The organism is Photorhabdus akhurstii (assembly GCF_019090985.1).
Lineage (GTDB): Bacteria > Pseudomonadota > Gammaproteobacteria > Enterobacterales > Enterobacteriaceae > Photorhabdus > Photorhabdus akhurstii.
The window spans coordinates 5213856-5237668 of sequence record NZ_CP020335.1; the positions used below are offsets into that span (position 1 = coordinate 5213856).

Genomic DNA, 23813 nt, shown 5'->3' on the forward strand with positions numbered 1-23813 from the left:
TCACATCGCGTTATCCTGTAAATATTCCATGCGAATAAGCCAATATCTGAACGATACGGTTACAGAAGATGACTGGCTTCTGACTATACGCCCACTGAGCCACCATTTAGCAAGGGATATATTTCGCGTACTGAAAGCGTCATCGGATTTACTGGATGAACAGATTACTCGCCTACAGTTTTACGACGGAATAAGAGTGCCGGGAGGATGGTTAGGATTACCTGCTTTTTTACCGTCCATTAAATCAGACACGCAAAATTACAGAGTTTATGCTTCCGGAGAAAACTTCGCGAAAATCAACGTCAGGAAGACAGATGGGCGATTAATGTCATCCATGCCACTCAACGGCGAGTTTATTATCGAACCCGAGCTGGGGATAGGTGAGAAAACATTGCCCTGGCGGCAGCGAGTGCGTTTTTTAGATCGGGCCGTGCCGCATCCGGCGCTGGGAGAAAGCGCAAAATATAAACTCGAACGTCTTACCGAATGGGCATCTTCTTCACTGAAAACGCCGTTATTCCGTGCTGAAGCTTCCCTGATAATAGAAGACCACGATGTACGTTGCGAGCATCTTCTGGAGGCGATTTACGCAAACGGTGCCAGCGGATGGGAGGAAATTGAATTAGTCGCGCTTCTAAAACGCGTTGCCGACAACGTCAACATATGGCATCTGATTCGCTGTCTGCATGACGCAGGTCTGATTGAACCACGCTTGCGCCAGTCCTGGAAAGGTCGGGTATGGACGTTAGTCAAACCTTCATTGCTTCAAATTCGCAACGGAGAAAACAGCCTAGTCGTCGTGGAAGGCGCCGTCTGCTCCAGCCTTATAGGTGATTTTCAAAAAGCGGTCTCAGCGCTGGGCGGTAAATGTTTTCGTCGCGGCGGCGTAAGCGTCTGGTCTCCTCCTGTGTTTGGCGCGGAAATCGATGATCCTGTCGAGTTATCCCGAGTTATGGAATGGCCGCTTGTCGATGCGCCGTCGACGTCTGATATGACGCCTCTCGCATTGATGTCGGCGCACCGTACTGCCGAACTGCACGTTCAAGCAGCCGTCTGGGACTGGCATTCCGGACGTTTCTTGTCGCATGCGAATTCAGAGAACGCAACGGTACTTTTAACGCGTCATGTTCATCCGGGCGGGCGCGATCATGATGTGTACAAGGTCGTTTCCCGGCGCAAAACGGCGTTTTTTTTGTCCCGAACCACCGCGATTATTGCCGCAAACGTGAATGCGCATCGCCCGACGTTCAGGCGCGTCGCGGATAATCGCTTTATTTGCATTACCGACGACTGCGGCTTGCCTGACGCGCTGGCGACGGGATTACGGCGCAGCCTGCTCAGGAACGGCGGTCCGACTGAAGCTGGATATGCTTATCCTCTAGACAACGTTTCTTTCCGTTGGCTGAACCGACTGCTTCCGGGATGCTTCCTTTCGTACGCGTGGGATGCCGATCATGACGCAAATCATTTAGTTTCCACAGCTCGCCATTCCGGCGGTAAAACGCGCCTAAGATGGGAAAACGGGCATCTAGCGTTATGGGCTGAAAAATAAGGAGGAGAATAATGAAAGATATTCCTTGGTATATTGGCCGATACGATCGACGAAACGATCGGTTTTCATATTTTAAAGTCGTCGCACAGCAAACTAAAAATGGTTGGTGCGCAATCGACAACCCTAAAAAAATGTTCCCCCGTACAGGAGAGGTCGAACTTATCGGATTCGACACTTCGCAGCTACGGCCAAATGATTGGATTATCTTCCAGATTGATTCAGGCGTGCGCAGCAAACTCGCGCGAGCAAAGCATCCTTGCCGTATTTATCCTTACTATGATTTATCCTCGGCGCAGTCTCTCCTTGCGTCTCGTCATCGCCTGAACCTCGAAGGAATTGAAACGCACGGCGAACCGGGGCAGTGGGCGATCCGCTTCGATACTGACAGGTTCATACTGGCGAATCTGACGGAATCAAAACCAGGCCATTTTATTCTGTCCAGAAACCAGCGCGTTCCTGAATACACGTTTTATGAAAGCGGAATAATCACCGTATCCGGCCAGTCAGAAAACATTAAGACGTTTTATATGCCCAGAGCGGATGTTTCGCCCAGTCAGATCCACGACTGGACGCCAGATAGACACTACATTGAAAATGTGGTTCAGCTTATCGCCGGCACCGACTCATCAATGATGATCGCTTCGTGGCTCCGCAAACACGCCGACGAGCAAAACGGGAAATTAAAATCCGGCGTAGACGATCTGCTGGCCGCCGCTCAGGCTCTTCGTTCTGGAGAACTGGCGAAGAAACTCGAAGAAGAGGATTCCTTAGCCCGACAACTCGCTGAAGCTGTATTGCATGACGGCCATATCTCCGACCTGCTTGAAAACCAGATACAAAACATCTCAGAAGAAGAACGGAACAGATTACGCTCCGAGGAGCAAAAAGCGCTCGATGAAGAGTTTTCCTCTGAGCGTCAGCGCCGTCGCGAAGCTATTGAAGCGGAAATAGCGGCCTTTCAGATGGAGAAAAAAAGCGAGAGCGAGAATAAACTTGCGCAACTTCGTCTGAGCGAAGAAGAAAAACTACGTGCGGAATTCAAAGAAAAACAAATAAAAATAGAGAAAACGCTAAAACGTGAGAAAGCAGATCTCGAAAGCGAGATCGATCGGCTGAAAAACGCCCTTGCTGATTTATGCAACCAAAACGAAAGTCAGCGCCGGACGCTGACCTCTTTGATTACCGAGCGTGAAAGGTCTTTGGCCTCTCTTCGGGATGCCGAAGAGCGTGCAGCCCTAGCGCAGGCTGAGCTTGAAAAAATCAATATCGCTATTGCAGAGAGAATGCGCCGGATGGCCCATTCAGCGATTCCTGAAATACGTCTCCCTACTGAAACGAAAGTGGTATCTTGCGCAGAGTTTGGGCTTATCGTTAGAGAAAATAAATTACTGACGCATAATGGAAAGATATTGATGGAGCAGTTCCTGGCGTTAATGCTGGCTGGCGAATGTCCATTGCTGCATGGCCCTGAAACTCAGGATTTTCTGGCTATCGCCGAATCGCTTATTTCTTCAGGCCGTTCTATCCGACAGATCGCCGATCCAACGATGATCTCCTATGAAGATCTTTGGGTTCGCGCAGGAAATAGTCTGGCAACGCCGCTTTACCAGGGATTATTATTGAGCGACGCCTTCCGCCCTCGTACGATCCTAGCCGTCATAGAACGCGTCGAATGTTCCGCTGCACGCTTCTGGTTGCCTGCGCTGAAAGATAGATTGCGCAGCGGCGATCTGCCCCGACGCTTTCTGCTCTGCGGCACAATTGAAAACGAAGATTGCGAAGAAGCGGAAGAGACGAAGGAAGAGCATCTCCGCCTGCAAGTGGAAAACGCCGTCGTTCACAATGCGATTGCGCTATCTCCCCTTTATCTATCCGCCGAACATCATAGCGAACTAGACCCGGGCGCTGAGCCGCAAGGTTCTATCCAGGAAAAACTCGTTATCGCGGATGGAATGTCAGGCGATCGACTGAATGTGGTAAATACGCTGCGGGCGACGAGGGCGGCGTTGGAAGTTGCATTGTTCGACGATGAAAACAAAACTGTACATCAGAATCGCTTAGTTGATTTGTTCGCTGATTTACAAAATAACGAGCTCTGCGCCCAATAGATTACAGGAGAAGGAAATCATGTTAGATCCGATTGGCGGCTTTCGTCGCATTCAGGACTTCTTTATTTCATACATTGAAACCAGCTTCCGAATTGCCGATCCTTTGGTCGCGGCATCAAGGCGCAAGCTGCTGAACAGCAGCGGGGAGTTCGCAGCAGAACCTTATATTGAACCCGTTTTACGGTATATATCTTCGGATAACTATCTTGAAGATTTGGCCGATATGGAAAACGGGCCGCTAAACTGTCTATCTTCGGAAGGCCGAAAAGCGTTCGTCGAACTGGCGTTATCCGGTCTGTTTGATTCGAAACTCGGCGACGAGGTCTGGTCGCGTCGTTCAGTCCATGCGCCTTATCTTCACCAAGTGAAAATGTTGGAACGCGGCATTCATCCAGGCTGCCCTGGCATAGTGACATCGGGTACAGGTTCAGGAAAAACGGAAAGTTTTATGTTGCCCATACTGGCCGCATTATCGAATGAGGCTGTCGTCTGGCCCGCGCCTTCCGACGGTTACCTGCAAAATCGATGGTGGAATGAAGCTGGAGCAAACTGGGTCTCGCGTCGTAAAGGAGAAAAACGCCCGGCGGCGGTCAGAGCGTTGGTGCTTTATCCGATGAACGCTCTGGTTGAAGATCAAATGGCGCGTTTGCGTAAAACGCTGGATGCCGATGAGGCAAGGCAGGTTATGGAACATCGTTTCGCCGGAAACCGAATCTTCTTCGGGCAATATACCAGCGCCACGCCGGTTACCGGTTACGCCAGCCATCCCCGTCTTTTCGGCGTCAGTTCGGAGAAAAGTCGCCGCGTCCGTAATCTTGAAAAATTACGTAAGGCGTTGAAACGAATCGATAGCGATCAACAGGCAGCGCGCACGTTCGACGAAAAAGAAAATCCCTCGGAAAAGACCCGATACATTTTCCCTTCGACAGACGGCGGGGAAATGGTTTCACGCTGGGATATGCAGGCCGTGCCGCCTGACGTTCTCGTCACGAACGCCTCAATGTTGGGGGCGATGCTTTCGCGTGAGGTCGAAGATGATATTTTCGATATTACGCGCGAATGGCTGATGAATAATGACGATGCTTACTTCTATCTAGTGTTCGATGAACTGCATTTAATGCGCGGCTCCTCCGGTACGGAAACCGCTATGCTGATTAAATCGCTGATTATTCGGCTCGGACTTGACGACCCTAAACACCGTTACAAGCTGCGTTTGCTGGCATCTTCCGCATCACTGCCGATGGATGGCGCGGATGGCGAACAATCGCGGAAGTACCTGCGGGATCTCTTCGCGCCTTTCGGTACTTGCCGCGATTCTCTGGATGCCGGCAGCGATGAGCCGGATTTTTGGCATAACTGCGTCATTCAGGGAAAACCCTTCATACCACCAAAACCGGAACAAAAAATCGTTGCGCGGTCTTTTGCCGCATTAATGCGAATGGTTCTTACCGGACAAGGCGGCACTGTTCGTCGCGTGGAGATGACGGACGAGCTAGATCAGGCTTTGCTTGATGCTATGCTGGCCCTTGGTGTGAAAGAACAAAATAGTCGACAAGGTATTAAACAGGCAGCGGAAATCGCAGCCGCATTATTAACGAACGCCTGTATTGAGAAAGACGGCGAAATGCCGCGTGCTATGCCTCCCAAACACATCATCAACGAAATTTTTCTGAAGGAAAATTGGAATGGGGAGGAGGAGCTAGAGCTTGCATTACGCGGGTTAATGTTGTTGCGCGCTCTTCCGGATTCCGGGCTCGCCTGTGAGAAGCTTGCCAAAGCTACGCCGGCTTTTCGCTTGCATACATTCGTCAGAAATATTGAGGGTTTCTTCGCATCCGTATCGCCGGGAGAACAAAAAGCTAAATTCGCCGATTTCTGTCTGGAACGCGGCCTGTCACACGCGCCCTCAACCCCAGGAGGAGAACGCGGTCGCCGTTTATTCGAAATGTTGTACTGTGAAGCATGCGGCGATTTACTGCTCGGCGGTCAGAAGGGGCAGAATGACGGCGAAATGGTTGAATTATTACCTTCGGCGACCAATCTTGAAAATCTTCCCGAACGCCCCGGCTCTGAATATTACGATGATATGACGCTGGATGAGTTTGCGGTTTTCTGGCCTGTCGATGAACCCCCAGCAAACAGCGAAAAAGACTGGGATGTCTGGCAGAAGGCGGCGCTTAATCCTGTTACAGGCATTGTGACTGTCGGGCAAGAAACATCGGCGACGAATGCTGACGCGGTTCGCGGATATCTCTATTTCCAGAATTCGGTCGCAACTAAAAAAGGCGAACCTGCGAAAAAACCTTCCGCGCAGCCTTTCTGTTGCCCTAACTGCGGTATTGACTATTCCAGTCGACCGGCGACCAATCGTACCAGAACGCCCATTCGCGCATTCCGTACCGGCGTGACTAAATCATCCCAACTGGTGGCGACGGAGCTATTCGAATTACTGCATGCGATCGGCGCGGATGCGAAGAGTATTGTTTTTTCAGATAGCCGACAGGATGCGGCGTCAATGGCGCTAGAAATCGAACGCTTGCACTTGCGCGACTTACGTAGAGAAATTCTGGTTACGGCTGCCAGAGCGATTATTAGAGATGCTGAAAAAGAGTACATTTCAGAAGGTGATATTGAAGAAGAAAAGGCCAAAGCCAAACAATCCGAGAACTACGATGAGTATGTCCGTCTGTATGAGCTTCAAAAAAGCCAAGTGGGTATTACTGATCTTTGTAAATACAGACGGGTAAAAATCGACAAATTATTGGAATCTGAAGGCGATTCAATCGGAAGAATCACATCTGAGCTAGCCGGACTGGGAATATCGCCCTACAAGTACCGATCTAATTCAGATGAGGATAATAGCACTGTTTGGCATGCCAATTTTATTAAAGAAGGTGAAGTCATTAAATACAGTGAAAGACTTCCTTCTCCAGAAAGAATGAAGATAAAAACGAAAATATGCGACGATCAATTCGAACTGATAGATGACGTTATTTTCTCCAATACTTTTTTCGCACTGGAAGAAACAGGACTGGCATATCCATGCATTTCAAATAAAGATGACATACCGGAACTTGATGCATGGCTAAGGGTTTTTTCCAGCGTCTATCGCGTTAAAGAAAATAAATATTTCGATGCCAAACAAGCTGTCGACTGGAATACAGGGAAAGATGTTGACAAAGAAAAAGTTAAGCGTGTCGCCAAGGCTTTATTCAGCGACAACAATTACCAAGAGAATCTGACAAAAATTCTGGATCGATTCGCCGCTCAAGGACATACGGCAGGTTTATTCAATATCGGCAAGCTATATCTCAAGGTAGCTAAACCAGGCGATCCTTACTGGCAATGCGGCAAATGCGGGCGAATTCACTTACACATAGGATTCAAACATTGTACTCGCTGCGTAAAACCGCTCAACGCTGAACCCTGCGGCGTCGTTGAAACGTTATGGGAAGAAAATTTTCTTGGCAAACGTATTACGCGTGGTGAGCGGGACGGCGTTAAACGTTTCCGGCTGAATGTCGAAGAATTGACGGGACAAACAGATGATTTTTCCGATCGACTTCGTAAATTCAAAGGCATTTTCGTCGATAAGATGAGCGAACTCGAAAAGCTGGATGCGGAAATCGATATGCTTGCCGTTACCACAACGATGGAGGTCGGCATCGATATTGGTTCGCTTCAGTCAGTTTATCAGGCCAACATGCCGCCTCAGCGCTTTAATTACCAGCAGCGCGTCGGCCGGGCCGGGCGGCGCGGTCAGGCATTTTCTTTTGTGATCACGTTTTGTCGTGGGCGTACCCATGACGCCTATTATTTCGCTCATCCTCGCGCAATTACCGGAGATCCGCCGCCTCCGCCCTTCCTGGCGGTAGATCACGACGCTATTCCATTAAGGCTAATGCGGAAAGTATGGCTTAGAGCCGCATTTAATCTTTTGCGCGAAGAGGATCACAAAAAAAAGGCGACTTTCCCTAGCGATATACTCGTTCCACCTGATGTTCATGGAGAATACGTTTCGACGCATGACTATTATCATGATGATAACGCGAACTGGGCTGAACGATTGCAGGGCGCACTGGAAGCGACTCAGAATATACGCGAGCGTTTTATTGAAGCCGCAACGTTCGACCCAGAGCAAAAAAAACGTCTTTATTCCGAATTGGATGCTGAAAAAACAATCAAAGAAATCGCCGAACTGAGCGCTTACGCTCCTGACGACAGCGTAGGGCTAGCCCGCTTTCTAGCCGAACGCGGGAAGCTGCCGATGTATGGAATGCCGACTCGGGTACGCAACCTGTATCTGGGATTACGCAAAACAAAAGGACTGAATGATCAAACAGAATATGAATGGTCGACAATGGATCGCGATCTTGATCTTGCAGTTTTCGAGTATGCCCCTGGCTCGGTATTGATTAAGGATAAGAAAAAGCACGAAGTGATCGGCTTCACCGGCAATTACCGGGAACCACAAGTCCAGAACAATCGAGTTTCAGATCTCTCGACGGTAGGTTCATGGCAGGAATCGTGCCGCTATGTCGCAATTTGCTCGGCATGCGGTTCCGCGAAGCTGGAGCAGAATCAACCTGATAACGACATTAATTGCGAGGATTGCGATACTCCTATCAGCTCAGACGAATTTAGACTCTACATAACCCCTGCCGCTTTCCGCACGGATTTCGAGCCAAAAGACGATATGGACAGCTTTACCCGCATGTCATTAAAAACAACAGCGACCGTGTTGCATAAAGGAACACCGGAAAATTGTGGTTCTTTTATTGTACGGCGCGGCGCTGTTACTATTTTGCGACTTAACGATGGGCCGATTAACGGAGAGAAGGAAGGCGAACGATTTACCGTTGATCTGGCGACTGACCAAAAAGCGCCGATTCCCTTAGCTACCTACTCCTCGCCGATTAAAGGAAGTCAGGCGATTGATTCAAACTGGCCTAGATTACGCAATAATTTTAATTTCAGATGGCAGTGTACTGGCGAGAAGAAAAGCTTTGGACTTGTATCAAGCAAAGAGACTGAGTCGCTTCACCTGGAATTAATGAAATTCGATGCTCGCCTTAATCTGAATATGGTCTCCAGATATGGCGAGTACATGAATTTACCCACACGAGCGGCGGCTATCAGCGCAACTCAGATATTAACGCATAAAGCCGCGCTCTATCTGGATGTATCACCAGACGAGTTCGAAACCCTTGAACCCCGGTTGCACCTTGGTAAACCTATATTGCAAATCGCCGACGCGCTAATCAACGGTTCAGGATTATGCAGACGACTTGCCGAACCAGAGGTTGCTGGCGGTCCTCCTTTGATAGTCACATTGCTGCATGACATTCTGGAAGATAAGAGCGGTTGGCCGATGGTTGATTTCCTCAAGAAGAATCATCCCTCTCAATGTCAAACCGCTTGTTACAAGTGCATACAGCGCTACGGCAACCGCCGGTATCACGGCTTGCTGGACTGGCGTTTAGGCATGGCCTACTTACGTGCAATGGTTATGCCCAAATTCGCATGCGGCCTGAACGCCGCCGACTGGGATCAGCCGGAGATGAAAGGATGGCGAGAAAGAGCGTTTGAGCTAGCGGAAGACGCCGAGGCGCTGCGGCCAGAAACTATCAAATTGTCAAAAGAGCATTCATTGCCGGTTCTTATCGGAAGACAGGATGGAAAAGAACTTTGGCGTGCGGTCGTCACGCATCCATTATGGCAATGGCGAAACTCCGAACGTGATGCCTTGATTGACTCTTTTGGATTGGTTGATGAGAAGTCTCCGCTACGATTTATTGATACGTTTGAACTTGAAAGACGACCGTTGCGTACGCTGGCGAACCTTAAACAGGGTTAAAATATCGCAACAGAGTTTATTGCAACTGGTTAGTATTTTTAGCTGAAGGCGCTTTCGATACGAAAGCGCCTTTGAGCAACGACATAACATAGCGAGGTTTTATGATAGACACATTTACTCCGGCTAAACGAAGCTATGTTATGTCCAGGGTTAAAGGGAGAGATACAAGTCCTGAACGAATCGTCAGACGCCTCGTCTATCATGCCGGGTTTCGTTATCGGCTGTGCGATCCAAGACTGCCAGGGAAGCCCGACTTAGTCTTTTGGGGAAAGCGCAAAGTTATATTCGTACATGGCTGCTTTTGGCATAGTCATAAGGGATGTCGGCGGAATCGAATGCCAAAGTCAAATCAGGAATATTGGTCTGCAAAACTCGAAAGAAACAGAGCAAGGGATTCTCTGAATTTGTTGAAACTGCAAGAAATGGGCTGGCGGGTATTGATTGTCTGGGAGTGTGAAATTAAAGAAACGGATAAACTTCTAGAAAGATTGAAAGTGTTTTTGAAAGAGTGACACTGAAGAATAAAATTCTGCCTGAAAGAATATTTCGTTAAATTGGTGCTCATCGAGATTTATATAAAAATTAGTAAAGAAACCGATTTTTATTCGAAAGAATTCGGTGAGGATTATGAAGAAAAATTAACTTTGGCTTTAGATATATATACCTGTGCTCATTGAAACTGCATGATTTTCGCCCAAATGAGGTTCATGGTATCAGTCATGAAAATATTCATTACCGATGAACAAAAAGCCGAACTTGAACACCTCCATCACACCTGCCGTGATAAGAGAGGGTGTGATCGCATCAAAGCAGTCCTGATGGCCTCTGAGGGCTGGAGTTCAGTGATGATCGCTCAGGCCCTGCGTCTTCATGAAACGACCATTAATCGTCATATCAGCGATTATCTTAATCACTGCAAACTCAAGCCCGAAAATGGCGGCTCTCAGAGTCATCTCAGCGAAACACAGACTCAGGCACTTATCGCTTATCTGACCGCGAATCTTCTGCCCACCACACAGGCGGTTATCCGTCTTGTCAAAGAAAAGTGGGATATCCGTTACACCGTTCCCGGCATAAATAAATGGCTGCGCCACAATGGATTCAGTGATAAAAAACCGACCGGCGCGCCACACAAGTTCAACGCGGAACAGCAACGGGCCTTTATGGAAACCTACGGGAAACTGAAGCAGGAAGCAGGAAGCCGGAGACCATGAGCCCATCCTACGCAGGGGACGAAACTGGCTTATGGCTGGATGCGCAAAGGCCGGAAAACCACGGGAAGCCGTACCCGTCTGAACCTGATGGGGGTCCTGAATCTGGCCGATATCAGTCAAACGGTGGTACGCGAGTATGTTGTGGTCTAATATTCCCGGACACATCAAAAGCCTGTTAATGTGACAACAGTCAATTGAGGTGTAGTCTATGAACAATCATCAAACATCAAACTAAACGTCGCTTCTCCACGGAATTCAAGCTGGAGGCGATTACACAAGTTATTACACACCGGCAACGTGTGCCTGATGTGGCCCGGGCTCTCGAACTCGACCCCAGCACCTTGCGCAAGTGGATAAAACAATATCAGGCCGAACTGAACGGGATTACCCCTTCCGGTATCGCGCTGACACCTGAACAACAGCGCATTAAAGCGCTGGAAGCCCAGGTCAGGCGTCTGGAAATGGAGAAAGCCATTTTAAAGCAGGCTGCCGTGTTGATGAGCGAAACCCCCGGCAAGTTTACGCTTTAATCACACGGCTAAGTCGGCGTTGGCCGGTCACTGACCTTTGTCGTCTCTTGAATGTTTCTCGTAGGGCTTATTATGCCGGGAGCCGGAAAGGGATTGATGATAACCGACTGAAAATTAAGGTGCGGCTCAGGGAACTGCACTCAGCCAGCCGTGGGGCGGCGGGGAGTCGCACGTTAATGTACCAATTGAGAAAAGCCGGTATTCCGATAGGTCGCTGGAAGGTGCGTCGTCTGATGAAAGAGTCCGGTCTGATAAGTCGCCAGCCGGGGGGACATCGTTATCGGATTTGCCCTGAGGAGTCAGTGGCGTCACCGAACCGGGTAAGACGTGAATTTATCCCCGGGGAACCGAACATCCTTTGGCGCGGGGATATCAGCTATATCCGCACGGGGAAAGGGTGGAGTTACCTGGCGGTGGTGATGGATTGGTATTCACGTCGTGTCGTCGGTTGGGCGATGTCATCAACGGCAGACGCAGAGCTGATTTGTCGGGCACTACGTCATGCACTGGAGATACGCAGGCCGGAAAAGCGAGTGGTATTTCATTCAGATCAGGGAAGTCAATACAGCAGTAAGCGTTACCGGCAGTTATTATGGAGAGAAGGGGTCATACAGAGTATGAGCCGACGCGGAAACTGTTGGGATAATGCCCCTATGGAACTGTTGTTCAGAAGTCTGAAGAGTGAATGGATACCGGAAGGGGGCTATCCGGATGAGATGTCGGCAAGGTGTGATATCGGCCAATGGCTGATGGGTTATTACAGTCAGTGCCGTCCTCACCGCTTTAATAATGGCGCTACCCCGGTAGAGAAAGAGGAATTCTGGAAAAAGGCTAATAATGTGTCCTAAATTAGTGGACCACAACACCTCAAGCGATTTTAATAATATCAATGTGGGGGCAATAAAAATCCATACGTTGTGGGGGATAAAATGGGGGAAGAGTAAGTATTTTCCTTCTGTCGGTATAGAGCTATTTAATTCATTCATAATGTATGCTTAACACCATCCCATTTATTAATATCCAATAGAGCACTCACATTATTTTATAATTAGAAAATCATCTTATCTTTATTTAAAGAAAAATAAAATGGGTAATCAGTGGGGGAGTTTTATTTAAATGTGGGAAGTAATAAAATAATGGTGTTTTTTTAACTTTAACTATTTACAGATAGAGTCCATGAAAGGATAATTATTTTATGTCACCACTCAGGGAAATATAAAATATGATTCAACAGGATTGGCATCCAGCCGATATTATTGCCGGACTGAAAAAGAAAGGAATAACATTAGCCGCTTTATCAAGGAACGTTGGACTAGCTTTATCCACACTGGCAAATGCACTGACACGTCTCTGGCCTAAAGGAGAAAGAATTATTTCTAATGCATTGGGAGTTGCACCTGAAATTATCTGGCCTTCCCGTTATGAAAAATAACGGCATTAAAATATCCATACCAGAGAGACTTTATAATTCTTAAAAAAACATTATTAACTCAAGACATCTATTGTCCACTATTCAAAGTGGGCTTTTTTATACAGTCAATTAATGTGTTTCTATATGACTATTTACTATTTTTATTTGAGAAAACGTAAGGAACAATAAATTCTTTTTTACATTGATCCAAATAATCCGCCCACCATTGTATCATTAATCGCCGTTCCTCCAAATGTTCAGATGTATGGATATAAGCAGCTCGGACACCATTACGCTCTGTGTGGCTCATTTGTCTTTCAACTGCATCTTTTGACCATAGCCCTGATTCAACTAAAGCGCTACAAGCCATCGCTCGGAAACCATGCCCGCATACTTCCGTTTTTGTATCATATCCCATCACTCGTAATGCATTATTTACCGTATTTTCGCTCATAACTTTATTAGGATCATGGTCGCCGGGAAAAAGCCGTTCATTGTCCCCACTAAGCTCTTTAAGTTGCTGTAAGATATCTATTGCCTGATTACTCAACGGCACAATATGGGCTGATTTCATTTTCATGCCACGGTAAGAATAACGAACTCCTTCAATTGGATTTCGTTGACCAGGTATTTCCCACACTGAACTATTAAAGTCAATTTCATCCCATCGTGCAAAACGTAACTCACTAGAACGTACAAAAGTGAGTAAAGTCAGTACCACCGCTAAACGTGTAATTTTCCTGCCACGGTAATGACTTATACGTTCCAATAATTCAGGAAAGCAATTGGATGACAATGCAGGATAATGTTTAGTTTTAGGCATGGTCAGCGCCCCAGCCATATCTATAGCCGGATTACTGTCGATAATGTCATTTTGTACGGCATAGCGCATGATAGCAGTTACCCGCTGTTGGAGCCGTTGAGCTACATCATGCTTTCCTGCATCATCCACCATTCGGATAGGTACTAATAGATGACTAGTCTTTAACTGACGGATATCAATTTTACCAATATGAGGAAAGATGTATTGTTCAAGGCTGCGCAGTACACGCGCCCGGTTATAGTCACCCCACCGCTTATTACTGGAGTGCCATTTCCTAGCAATAGTTTCAAAATTGAATTCGCCTGATGCCTCAGCTTGAGTCTCTTTCTGTGTTGCTTTGGGATCTATACCATTAGCTATCAGTTTCTTAGCCTCATCACGTTTAGCTCTGGCATCAGCAAGAGAAATTACCGGGTAAACCCCAAATGCTAACCTGTCTTCTTTTTTATCAGTAGGTCGGCGGTATTTCATACGCCAGTATTTTGAACCTCTCGGAGTAATTTCCAGATACAACCCGCCACCATCAGCGAGTTTATAGGCTTTATCTTTTGGCTTTGCTGCCTCTATTTGCCTGGCATTGAGTTTCATGTTGGGGGCACATTATTAATCGAATCGGAAGATGCCCCCAATTATGCCCCCACAGATATGTGGATTGCAACGGACGATAATAGACCTTGATAGACTATTTTATTTGATTTATAAGGAGTTTTCTTGGATAAGTGGACTTTGGTGAACTGCTATGAACATAGTCATGGTGCCGAAGGCCGGACTCGAACCGGCACACCCGAAGGCGGTTGATTTTGAATCAACTGCGTCTACCGATTTCGCCACTTCGGCACTGAAGTAGTATGCGGAAAACGAGGGCCATTATACCTGTCAGCGATCTGTTAGCAACTGTTATCCTTCTAACTTTGGTTTAAGTGTTGAAAAAAAGATCAAACCCATCTCTCAACACAAATGTATGTTCAATTACTGAACATAAAAGCTCTAAATAAATACACCTAGCAATATCTTTTCCACCTGAAATAGCGCCTTCTCTACAATAACAGAGAAAAAACAACTCCCCCCGAGACAGTTTTTACAATCATCGTTAGCCGAACCACCTGACGCTGATAGACAACCTATAATCAACTTATATAATCTCAACATGATAATTCGCTATGAGGTAAATGGTTATGACGATTATTAGCTGGATTGGCGCCGGGATCTTTTTGGGCATTGTCATTGGTGCGTTGATGGCATTGTTTAAAAAGAATAAGTAGCTGTTGCTGGTTTCTCTATCCTGTTCCTGTATTCACCGGAAGTATGCCTGATTGGTCAATTCAAAATGAATAAACAGTTTTTTAAGATCTTCTCTGTTTCTACCATGATGTTGGCTCTCGCAGCCTGTTCTTCTTCTGATAAAACATATTCGGCAAAGTTTCTGCAACCGAAGAAACAACCATTGAAATGGGAAGTGTTCGAAGGAAATGCGAGAACTAAAAAGCTGGCTTCACAGTTGGTTGATCAGTATGCACAGGATATTTTCAACGGCAGCAATGCGCAAGGCATGGCGATGGTGGTGATTGATAATAATCAGACGGTTTACCGCAGTTTCGGTGAAACCCGTCCGGGAAGCGGCATCCGTCCGAAGCCCGATTCAATCATTCGTATTGCCTCGCTAACTAAGTTGATGACCAGTGAAATTATGATCAAGCTCGAAGAGGATGAGGTTCTACGCTCCACCGATCCATTGCAGGATTATAGTTATTATGGCGTGAAAGTGCCCCTGTACGGCCCTCTTCAACCTATCCGGTTATTCCACCTGGCAAGCCATACCAGTGGTTTACCTCGTGAGCAACCGGGAGGTAGATGGGGGCGTCCTGTTTTTGTCTGGCCTACACAAGTCAACCGCTGGACTTGGTTAAAGACAGCTCAATTAGACTCCGCACCAGGCACAACAGCATCTTATTCTAATCTGGCTTATGATTTATTGGCAGATGCGCTCTCTAAGGCTACAGGTAAGCCATACACCCGTTTGTTATACGATAAGATCACTGGCCCTTATTACATGAAAGACACTACACTGACACCAAACCATTCTCAGTGTGCTCGTTTGATGGAAAGTTATAAGCCGAGTCCGTGTCTTAATACGATTGCTGCGGCAGGCAGTGGTGGAATTTATTCAACGCCAAAAGATATGCAGCGCTGGATGCAGCAGTTTTTATCATCAGACAGTCAGTTACGTAAACAAACTGCGAGTCGCGAACAAGGTATTTATTTTAAGCGTTCCGCTCTGGCTTCAATTAAAGGGATGGATGTTGCCGGTCAGGCAGATGGCGTTGGCCTTGGGTGGGTTTACATGAATGGCCGTGGCGATGTACCGGGTATTTATCAGAAAACCGGTGGCGGCGGGGGGTTTAATACGTATATGGCAATGATCCCCGAACAAAATATCGGGGTGTTTGTGGTAATTACTCGTAAACAACGCAGCCAGTTCAGTAGCGTAACAACGGGGGTTAATCAACTGGTAACCGCATTGTCGAGGAATCACCATCAGGCTTAAGCCTTTTACGTCTTAAAATCGAGAGCCCAGGATAGGGTTTCTTAGCCAAAAACCCTATCCCTATGGTTCCCCGATTTCTAAAAACTACTGTCTCTTAAGGAGTAAGTAAATACTCACAATAAGAAACGATAAGCTTGGTAACAGTGCTGCCAGAACCGCAGGCATGTTGTACACCAGGCTCAGTGGGCCAAAGATCTCATTAAGTACATAGAATAGGAAGCCAAAGCTGATCCCTGTTACTATCCTCACCCCCATCGGCACGGTACGCAATGGTCCGAAGATGAAAGAGAGTGCCATCAACATCATTACTGCAACTGAAAGTGGGGCAAATATTTTTTTCCACATATTCAGTTGATAACGTCCTGACTCCTGCTCACTCTGCTTAAGGTACTTGATGTACTGATATAAACCACTAATGGAAAGTGCTTCAGGCTCCAGCGCTACCACATTTAACTGTTCTGGCGTCAGGAGAATTTTCCAGTCAGCGGAAATACGTTGTGAGCCAGTGATTTTTTTGCTGTCTGTCAGATCAGATTCTTCCACCTGAGAAAGCTTCCACAGGTCGCTATCTTCATCATAAACCGCACTGGCTGCATACTTTACAGAGAGTAGTTTTTTATCATCACTAAAATGATAGATATTGACGCCTTTAATCTCTGTATCACTCACAATCCGCTGGATGTAGATAAAATCGTCCCCATCTTTCGCCCACATACCTTTAGTTGTTGAAACCAGAGAACCACCAAGCATCTTCTGAGCCCGGTAATTACGCGCCATCTGTTCACCTTGTGGCGCGACCCATTCACCAATAACCATTGTCAGGATCACCAACGGAATAGCCGTTTTCATCACTGAACCAGCAATTTGCATACGGGTAAATCCAGAAGCCTGCATGACCACCAACTCACTACGGGTTGCCAGCGTACCAAGTCCCAATAAAGCGCCAAGCAAAGCGGCCATCGGGAAGAATATCTGAATATCTTTCGGTACACTTAACAAAGCATAAAGACCCGCGGAAATAGTAGTATATTCCCCCTGCCCCACTTTTCTTAGCTGATCAACAAACTTAATAATGCCGGAAAGTGATACCAGCATAAACAGCGTCATCAGAATAGTCTGTAGAATAGTCCGCCCGATATAACGATCCAATACACCAAACATCAGGCTACTCCTCTGTCTTTGAAACGAGCCCGAATCCTACGCATCGGTAAGGTATCCCAAATGTTGAGAACCAACGCCAGCGTCAAATACGCCCCGTTGACTAACCACATCCAGATAAGGGGGTCCAATTTACCTTTACTACCGTTAGAACGCAGGGAACTTTGTAGTAAGAAGAAAATGAGATACAGCAGCATCGCTGGCAACATGCTTAGTACCCGACCTTGACGCGGGTTTACCACACTCAAGGGTACAACCATCATGGCCATAATCAGTACCGAAAGCACCAGAGTCAGACGCCAATGGAACTCTGCGCGGGAATCTTTATCATCATCCTGCCATAACTGAACAATAGACTTCTGTTCAACTTTATTACTATCTACGATTGATGTCTGATGCCCAACAATTGCTTGATAATCACGGAATTCAGTGATCCTAAAATTACGCAACATGGCAGTACCTTCATAACGGGTGCCATGATTAAGGATAACTACCTGTTTGCCATCAGGCCGCTCCACCATATGACCACCATCAGAGATCACCACGGAAGGACGCTGATTATCAACGGGACGAAGTTGGGCAAGGAATACGTTTTCAAATTTATTGCCATGCACGTTGCCAATATAGAGCACCAAATTACCATCGTCGGAAGGTTTGAACCTCCCTTCCATGATCGCCGCTAAACTTGGATTAGCTTTAGCATCAGCCACCACATGTTCTTGATATTTCGAGGACCACGGCATGAGCCAAATGACATTCACTGCCGCTAACGCGGAAGTTAACAACGCCAGAATAAGCGCCGAAACTACCAGCACACGCTTGCCTAAGCCACACGCATGCATAACAGTTATTTCACTTTCAGTATAGAGTTTACTGAAAGTCATCAATACCCCAAGAAACAGACTCAGGGGCAAAATCAACTGCGCCATTTCAGGCACACCTAATCCTAATAAGGATAAAACTAAGTTTGCCGGGACGTCCCCTTCCACTGCGGCACCCAAAACTTCTACTAACTTTTGACAGAAAAAGATGAGTAAAAGGATAAAAAGTATCGCAACTTGGCTTTTCAGGGTTTCCCGTACTAGATATCTAATGATGATCACGCTTATTACGCCTGTGAAAACTTGTCTTTTTGCAGGAAAATCGCTAACTTCATTGTATATATACCATTTATTATGTGCATCAGTTTGGCTTCCTCACTGCTAAAATGATATCGAAGCATTCCATATTCAGGTTCCCAATCAGAACATACTTATATAGTTAGCTAAACAATAACAAATAGTGGGTTTAGCTTAACATAAATAGTTAATTTTCTATGGGGTAGATTAATGCGGAACGCTATATTTTAGCGATAGCATCCGTCTTTGTCTTTAAGATTCAGGAGAACGCATGGAGTTTAGTGTAAAAAGCGGTAGCCCGGAAAAACAACGTAGTGCATGTATCATTGTCGGCGTTTTCGAACCTCGTCGCCTTTCCTCTATCGCTGAACAACTCGATAAAATAAGTGACGGTTACATCAGTGCATTGCTGCGTCGCGGTGAACTAGAAGGCAAAGTTGGTCAATCACTGCTGCTGCATCATGTTCCCAATGTGTTATCTGAGCGTATTCTGCTTATCGGCTGTGGTAAAGAGCGCGAATTGGATGAACGCCAGTATAAACAGATTATTCAGAAAACTATCAATACCCTCAATGAAACGGGTTCAATGGAAGCAGTTTGCTTCTTAACAGAACTGCATGTTAAAGGCCGCAATAATTATTGGAAGGTACGCCAAGCGGTGGAAACAGCGAAAGAGTCTCTCTATGTTTTCAACCAGCTAAAAAGTAATAAAAATGAGTTGCGCCGCCCACTGCGTAAGATGGTTTTCAATGTTCCGACCCGTCGGGAGCTAACCAGCGGTGAACGTGCAATCCAACACGGCCTTGCCATTGCTGCCGGTATCAAAGCGACCAAAGATCTTGGTAACATGCCACCCAATATCTGTAATGCAGCTTATCTGGCTTCTCAGGCACGCCAGCTCGCAGATTCTGCCAATAGCCATATTACAACAAAAGTGATTGGTGAAGAGCAGATGAAAGAGCTAGGCATGCATGCCTATCTGGCGGTTGGTCAAGGCTCTCAGAATGAATCTCTGATGTCAGTCATGGAATATAAAGGCAGTTCTGATAAAAATGCCAAACCCATCATTCTGGTTGGCAAGGGCCTGACTTTTGACTCCGGCGGTATTTCAATCAAATCTGCTGGCGGCATGGATGAGATGAAATATGATATGTGTGGGGCGGCAACGGTTTATGGCGTGATGCGAGTGGTTTCTGAGCTACAATTACCACTCAATGTTATCGGCGTCATGGCAGGCTGCGAGAATATGCCAGGGGGTCGCGCTTACCGACCTGGAGATATTTTAACCACCCTATCTGGTCAGACTGTCGAAGTACTCAACACCGATGCCGAAGGCCGTCTGGTTCTGTGCGATGCGTTAACTTACGTTGAACGTTTTGATCCAGAATTGGTCATTGATATCGCTACACTAACCGGGGCTTGCATAACGGCGCTTGGTAACCATTACAGTGGATTGTTATCCAACCATAATCCACTGGCCCATGAGTTACTCAATGCCTCAGAACAATCCGGTGATCGCGCATGGCGTCTGCCAATGACTGACGAGTTCCTCGAGCAAATCGATTCTAACTTTGCCGATCTGGCGAATACCGGCGGCAGTGCGGGTGGTGCGATTACCGCAGCCTGTTTCCTGTCTCGCTTCGCAACAAAATATCACTGGGCGCATCTGGATATCGCGGGTACGGCCTGGCGTTCAGGTAAAGCAAAAGGCGCAACAGGTCGCCCGGTTGCACTACTGTCGCAATTCTTGTTAAATCGGGCGGGAAGTGCCGGTATCAATAACGACGATTGATTTGATTCCTCTCTTAGTTTATCAAAAGGGCATTTGACAATGCCCTTTCTCCGTAACAGAGACATTATGAAAAGTGCCACGTTTTATTTACTGGAACAGCCACCACCTCAGGCAGATTTGCAAGCTCACGAATGGCTGGCATGTCAATTTGCGGCCGACCAATGGCGAGCAGGAAAACGGGTGCTAATTGCCTGTGAAAACCAGCTACAGGCAGAAAAGTTAGATGAAGCCTTATGGCAACGGGAGCCTCATCAGTTCGTCCCACATAATCTTGCTGGCGAAGGGCCAAGATATGGCGCGCCGGTTGAGTTATGTTGGCCGCAAAAACGGGGAAATGCCCCTCGTGATATCTTAATAAATCTGTTGCCGCAATTTGCAGACTTTGCCACCGCTTTCCATGAAGTGATAGACTTCGTTCCTATAGATGAAAATTTGAAACAGTTAGCGCGTGAACGATATAAATCATATCGCAGCGTCGGCTTTAATTTGACCACGGCAACGCCGCCAACATACTAAGTATCAAGATAAAATGGAAAAAACACCCGCAACTCAAACGCAAGCCGAGCCATCTCTCGATAAAACGTACAATCCTAAAGAAATTGAACAGCCTCTTTATAACCATTGGGAGAAAAGTGGTTACTTCAAGCCGAACGGCGATACCAGCCGTGAGAGTTTCTGTATTGTTATCCCGCCGCCAAACGTGACCGGCAGCCTACATATGGGCCACGCGTTTCAGCAAACCATTATGGATACCATGATCCGCTATCAGCGGATGCAGGGTAAAAATACGTTGTGGCAGTCCGGTACTGACCACGCAGGTATTGCTACTCAAATGGTGGTTGAACGCAAGATCGCAGCAGAAGAAGGCAAAACCCGCCACGATTATGGCCGTGATGCGTTTATCGATAAGATCTGGCAGTGGAAAGCAGAATCCGGCGGCACGATTACCAATCAGATGCGTCGTCTGGGTAACTCCGTTGACTGGGAGCGCGAGCGTTTCACTATGGATGAAGGTCTGTCCAACGCCGTAAAAGAAGCCTTTGTCCGTCTGTATCAAGAGAATCTCATTTATCGGGGGAAACGGCTGGTTAACTGGGACCCGAAATTGCACACTGCAATTTCCGATCTGGAAGTTGAAAACCGTGAAGTTAAAGGTTCTATGTGGCATCTGCGTTATCCATTGGCCGATGGTGTCACGACCGCAGAAGGGAAAGATTATCTGATCGTTGCAACTACCCGGCCTGAAACGATGTTAGGCGATACCGGCGTGGCAGTTAACCCGGAAGATCCGCGTTACAAGGATTTAATCGGCAAAGAGATTATTCTGCCATTAGTTAACCGCCGCATTCCTATTGTCGGTGATGAACATGCGGATATGGAAAAAGGCACCGGTTGCGTGAAAATCACACCAGCCCATGACTTCAATGACTATGAAGTCGGTAAGCGCCATGCCCTGCCGATGATCAACATCATGACCCTTGATGGCAACATCCGTCATGCAGCCGAAGTTTTCGATACCAATGGCGAAATTTCTGATGTTTACAGCTCTGATATTCCGGTTGAATACCAAGGCATGGAACGTTTTGCGGCTCGTAAAGCGATGGTTGCTGAGTTCGAAAAACTAGGCCTGCTGGTTGAAATTAAACCTCATGATCTGACTGTTCCTTATGGCGACCGCGGCGGTGTGGTTATTGAACCCATGCTGACTGATCAATGGTATGTCCGTACCGCGCCTCTGGCGAAAGTGGCTATCGAAGCCGTTGAAAATGGCGATATCCAGTTTGTACCTAAGCAGTATGAAAATATGTATTACTCCTGGATGCGCGATATTCAGGATTGGTGTATCTCTCGCCAATTATGGTGGGGCCACCGTATTCCGGCATGGTATGACGCCAACGGGAATGTTTATGTTGGTCGCAGTGAAGAAGAAGTCCGCCGTGAAAACAATCTGGGCGCAGACATCGCTTTAAACCAAGATGAAGATGTACTGGATACTTGGTTCTCTTCCGGTTTATGGACTTTCTCTACCCTTGGCTGGCCTGAACAAACCGAGGCGTTGAAAACTTTCCACCCAACCGATGTGTTGGTGAGCGGTTTTGATATCATCTTTTTCTGGATTGCTCGCATGATCATGATGACCATGCATTTCATCAAAGATGAAAATGGCAAACCTCAGGTTCCCTTTAAGACTGTCTACATGACCGGTCTTATCCGGGATGAAGAAGGTCAGAAGATGTCCAAATCCAAAGGGAATGTCATTGACCCACTGGACATGGTTGACGGTATTTCTCTGGAAGATCTGCTAGAAAAACGTACCGGCAATATGATGCAGCCACAGTTGGCCGAAAAAATCCGCAAACGTACCGAGAAGCAGTTCCCGGCAGGTATCGAAGCGCATGGTACCGATGCCCTACGCTTTACGTTAGCAGCGCTGGCCTCAACAGGTCGTGATATCAACTGGGATATGAAGCGCCTGCAAGGTTACCGTAATTTCTGTAACAAATTGTGGAATGCCAGCCGCTTTGTTCTAATGAATACAGAAGGTCAGGATTGCGGCCAAAATGGCGGTGAAATGGCGCTATCACTGGCTGATCGTTGGATTCTGGCTGAATTTAACCAGACAGTAAAAGCTTACCGTGAAGCACTGGATACATATCGTTTTGATATGGCTGCCAATATTCTTTATGAATTCACCTGGAACCAGTTCTGTGACTGGTATCTGGAGCTTTCTAAACCGGCAATTAACAAAGGTTCAGAGGCAGAAGTTCGTGGCGCCCGTCATACTCTGATCGAGGTTCTGGAAGGATTATTGCGCCTGGCTCACCCAATTATTCCATTTATCACTGAAACCATCTGGCAACGGGTGAAAGTGGTTAAAGGAATTGAAGCAGATACCATTATGCTGCAACCATTCCCTGAATTTGATCTAGCGAAAACTGATGAGTTGGCGCTGAACGATTTGGAATGGATTAAGGACGCAATTATTGCAGTACGTAATATCCGTGCTGAAATGAATATCGCACCAGGCAAGCCACTGGAAGTTCTGCTACGTAATGCCGATGCTGATGCACAACGCCGTGTAGCGGAAAACCTGAATTTTATTCAGGCAATGGGCCGCTTATCTTCCGTCACGCTTCTCTCTGCGGGTGAAGAAGCGCCGATTTCTGTCACTAAACTGATTAATGGCGCAGAAGTATTAATTCCAATGGCTGGCTTAGTGGATAAAGAAGCTGAACTAAGCCGTTTGAATAAAGAGATTGAGAAACTGGATAAAGAGATTGGCAGCATTGAAGGCAAGCTGTCAAATGAAGGTTTCGTCAGCCGTGCGCCCGAAGCTGTTGTCGCCAAAGAGCGTGAACGTCTGGCAAGCTGCAATACATCAAAAGAGAAGCTGCTGGCTCAAAAAGAAACGATTACCGCGTTGTAATCTTTTCAAAAAGTAAATTCTCACCAAAGCCACTGCAATTCATTGTCAGTGGCTTTTTAATTTAAATAGTAAACGACAAAATTAATAATAAGATGTAAGTTGAATCTATTCCATATAAATGCCATCAAGAATATTGAAAATAACCATACCTACTTCCTTAACATGAGTGAATATTAATTTTTAAATTTACATATCTTAAATGACAATATGATATAATTTTATTTTATATATAAATCATTATAGTTAGCATATTATAGAGAGAATAAAATCATATAAAT

13 protein-coding genes, 1 tRNA gene and 1 pseudogene are annotated in these 23813 nt (G+C 46.7%); 11 read left to right on the top strand and 4 right to left on the bottom strand.

What is annotated here, in order from left to right:
- Positions 1 to 28 precede the first annotated feature (28 nt).
- The 7 genes and pseudogenes from B0X70_RS25470 to B0X70_RS22370 all read left to right on the top strand — a co-directional run bounded on the left by B0X70_RS25470 (position 29) and on the right by B0X70_RS22370 (position 12693).
- Positions 29 to 1552: a hypothetical protein gene (locus B0X70_RS25470; protein WP_246593369.1), complete on the top strand. Its 1524-nt coding sequence runs from the start codon at positions 29 to 31 to the stop codon at positions 1550 to 1552.
- An 11-nt stretch (positions 1553 to 1563) separates the two neighbouring features.
- Positions 1564 to 3660, top strand: a complete 2097-nt coding sequence (locus tag B0X70_RS22345; protein ID WP_110085854.1) for a hypothetical protein — start codon at positions 1564 to 1566, stop codon at positions 3658 to 3660.
- Positions 3661 to 3679: 19 nt separating this feature from the next.
- Positions 3680 to 9517: a DEAD/DEAH box helicase gene (locus tag B0X70_RS22350; protein WP_217470431.1), complete on the top strand. Its 5838-nt coding sequence runs from the start codon at positions 3680 to 3682 to the stop codon at positions 9515 to 9517.
- 140 nt (positions 9518 to 9657) lie between these two features.
- Positions 9658 to 10029 carry a very short patch repair endonuclease gene (locus B0X70_RS22355; protein WP_246593552.1) on the top strand — a complete coding sequence of 124 codons (372 nt, stop codon included), beginning with the start codon at positions 9658 to 9660 and terminating at the stop codon, positions 10027 to 10029.
- 207 nt (positions 10030 to 10236) lie between these two features.
- Positions 10237 to 10878, top strand: a pseudogene (locus tag B0X70_RS22360) (winged helix-turn-helix domain-containing protein); the annotation flags it as partial.
- 68 nt (positions 10879 to 10946) lie between these two features.
- Positions 10947 to 12109 (top strand): IS3 family transposase gene (locus B0X70_RS22365; protein ID WP_217471794.1). Its coding sequence is split into 2 segments (ribosomal slippage): positions 10947 to 11208 and positions 11208 to 12109, totalling 1164 coding nucleotides; the frame shifts between segments, so codons are not numbered across the junction.
- Between the two features lie 374 nt (positions 12110 to 12483).
- Positions 12484 to 12693 carry a helix-turn-helix domain-containing protein gene (locus B0X70_RS22370; RefSeq protein ID WP_110085856.1) on the top strand — a complete coding sequence of 70 codons (210 nt, stop codon included), beginning with the start codon at positions 12484 to 12486 and terminating at the stop codon, positions 12691 to 12693.
- Between the two features lie 127 nt (positions 12694 to 12820).
- On the opposite strand, the gene B0X70_RS22375 is transcribed toward B0X70_RS22370, so the two are convergent.
- Together B0X70_RS22375 and B0X70_RS22380 are read right to left on the bottom strand one after the other, a co-directional pair.
- Positions 12821 to 14083 carry a tyrosine-type recombinase/integrase gene (locus B0X70_RS22375; RefSeq protein WP_217470432.1) on the bottom strand — a complete coding sequence of 421 codons (1263 nt, stop codon included), beginning with the start codon at positions 14081 to 14083 and terminating at the stop codon, positions 12821 to 12823.
- A gap of 164 nt (positions 14084 to 14247) precedes the next feature.
- Positions 14248 to 14332: transfer RNA gene (locus B0X70_RS22380), tRNA-Leu, on the bottom strand.
- A gap of 490 nt (positions 14333 to 14822) precedes the next feature.
- Between B0X70_RS22380 and ampH the strand changes: the two genes are divergently transcribed.
- Entirely contained in the window at positions 14823 to 16040 is a 1218-nt protein-coding gene (gene ampH, locus B0X70_RS22385) for a D-alanyl-D-alanine-carboxypeptidase/endopeptidase AmpH (protein WP_217470433.1), read from the top strand.
- Between the two features lie 84 nt (positions 16041 to 16124).
- Here ampH and lptG read toward each other — a convergent pair whose 3' ends face one another.
- Entirely contained in the window at positions 16125 to 17201 is a 1077-nt protein-coding gene (gene lptG, locus B0X70_RS22390) for an LPS export ABC transporter permease LptG (protein WP_217470434.1), read from the bottom strand.
- Entirely contained in the window at positions 17201 to 18301 is a 1101-nt protein-coding gene (gene lptF, locus B0X70_RS22395) for an LPS export ABC transporter permease LptF (RefSeq protein WP_036782442.1), read from the bottom strand. Before lptF ends, lptG begins: the two co-directional genes overlap by 1 nt.
- Positions 18302 to 18587: 286 nt before the next feature.
- Here lptF and pepA point away from each other — a divergent pair, with 286 nt between their 5' ends.
- From pepA to B0X70_RS22410, 3 genes are all read left to right on the top strand, one after another.
- Positions 18588 to 20108, top strand: coding sequence for a leucyl aminopeptidase (gene pepA / locus B0X70_RS22400; protein WP_036782446.1), 1521 nt, complete (start codon positions 18588 to 18590; stop codon positions 20106 to 20108).
- A 66-nt stretch (positions 20109 to 20174) separates the two neighbouring features.
- A complete protein-coding gene (locus B0X70_RS22405; protein ID WP_046395764.1) occupies positions 20175 to 20624 on the top strand; it encodes a DNA polymerase III subunit chi in 450 nt (149 codons plus the stop codon).
- A 13-nt stretch (positions 20625 to 20637) separates the two neighbouring features.
- Positions 20638 to 23535, top strand: a complete 2898-nt coding sequence (locus B0X70_RS22410) for a valine--tRNA ligase (protein ID WP_217470435.1) — start codon at positions 20638 to 20640, stop codon at positions 23533 to 23535.
- The last annotated feature ends 278 nt before the right edge of the window (positions 23536 to 23813 follow it).

Coding starts and splice junctions, on each gene's coding strand:
- pepA (WP_036782446.1), top strand. CDS start 18,588: ATGGAGTTTAGTGTAAAAAGCGGTAGCCCGGAAAAACAACGTAGTGCA.
- B0X70_RS22350 (WP_217470431.1), top strand. CDS start 3,680: ATGTTAGATCCGATTGGCGGCTTTCGTCGCATTCAGGACTTCTTTATT.
- B0X70_RS22370 (WP_110085856.1), top strand. CDS start 12,484: ATGATTCAACAGGATTGGCATCCAGCCGATATTATTGCCGGACTGAAA.
- ampH (WP_217470433.1), top strand. CDS start 14,823: ATGAATAAACAGTTTTTTAAGATCTTCTCTGTTTCTACCATGATGTTG.
- lptG (WP_217470434.1), bottom strand. CDS start 17,201: ATGTTTGGTGTATTGGATCGTTATATCGGGCGGACTATTCTACAGACT.
- B0X70_RS22345 (WP_110085854.1), top strand. CDS start 1,564: ATGAAAGATATTCCTTGGTATATTGGCCGATACGATCGACGAAACGAT.
- B0X70_RS22355 (WP_246593552.1), top strand. CDS start 9,658: ATGTCCAGGGTTAAAGGGAGAGATACAAGTCCTGAACGAATCGTCAGA.
- B0X70_RS25470 (WP_246593369.1), top strand. CDS start 29: ATGCGAATAAGCCAATATCTGAACGATACGGTTACAGAAGATGACTGG.
- B0X70_RS22405 (WP_046395764.1), top strand. CDS start 20,175: ATGAAAAGTGCCACGTTTTATTTACTGGAACAGCCACCACCTCAGGCA.
- B0X70_RS22375 (WP_217470432.1), bottom strand. CDS start 14,083: ATGAAACTCAATGCCAGGCAAATAGAGGCAGCAAAGCCAAAAGATAAA.
- B0X70_RS22410 (WP_217470435.1), top strand. CDS start 20,638: ATGGAAAAAACACCCGCAACTCAAACGCAAGCCGAGCCATCTCTCGAT.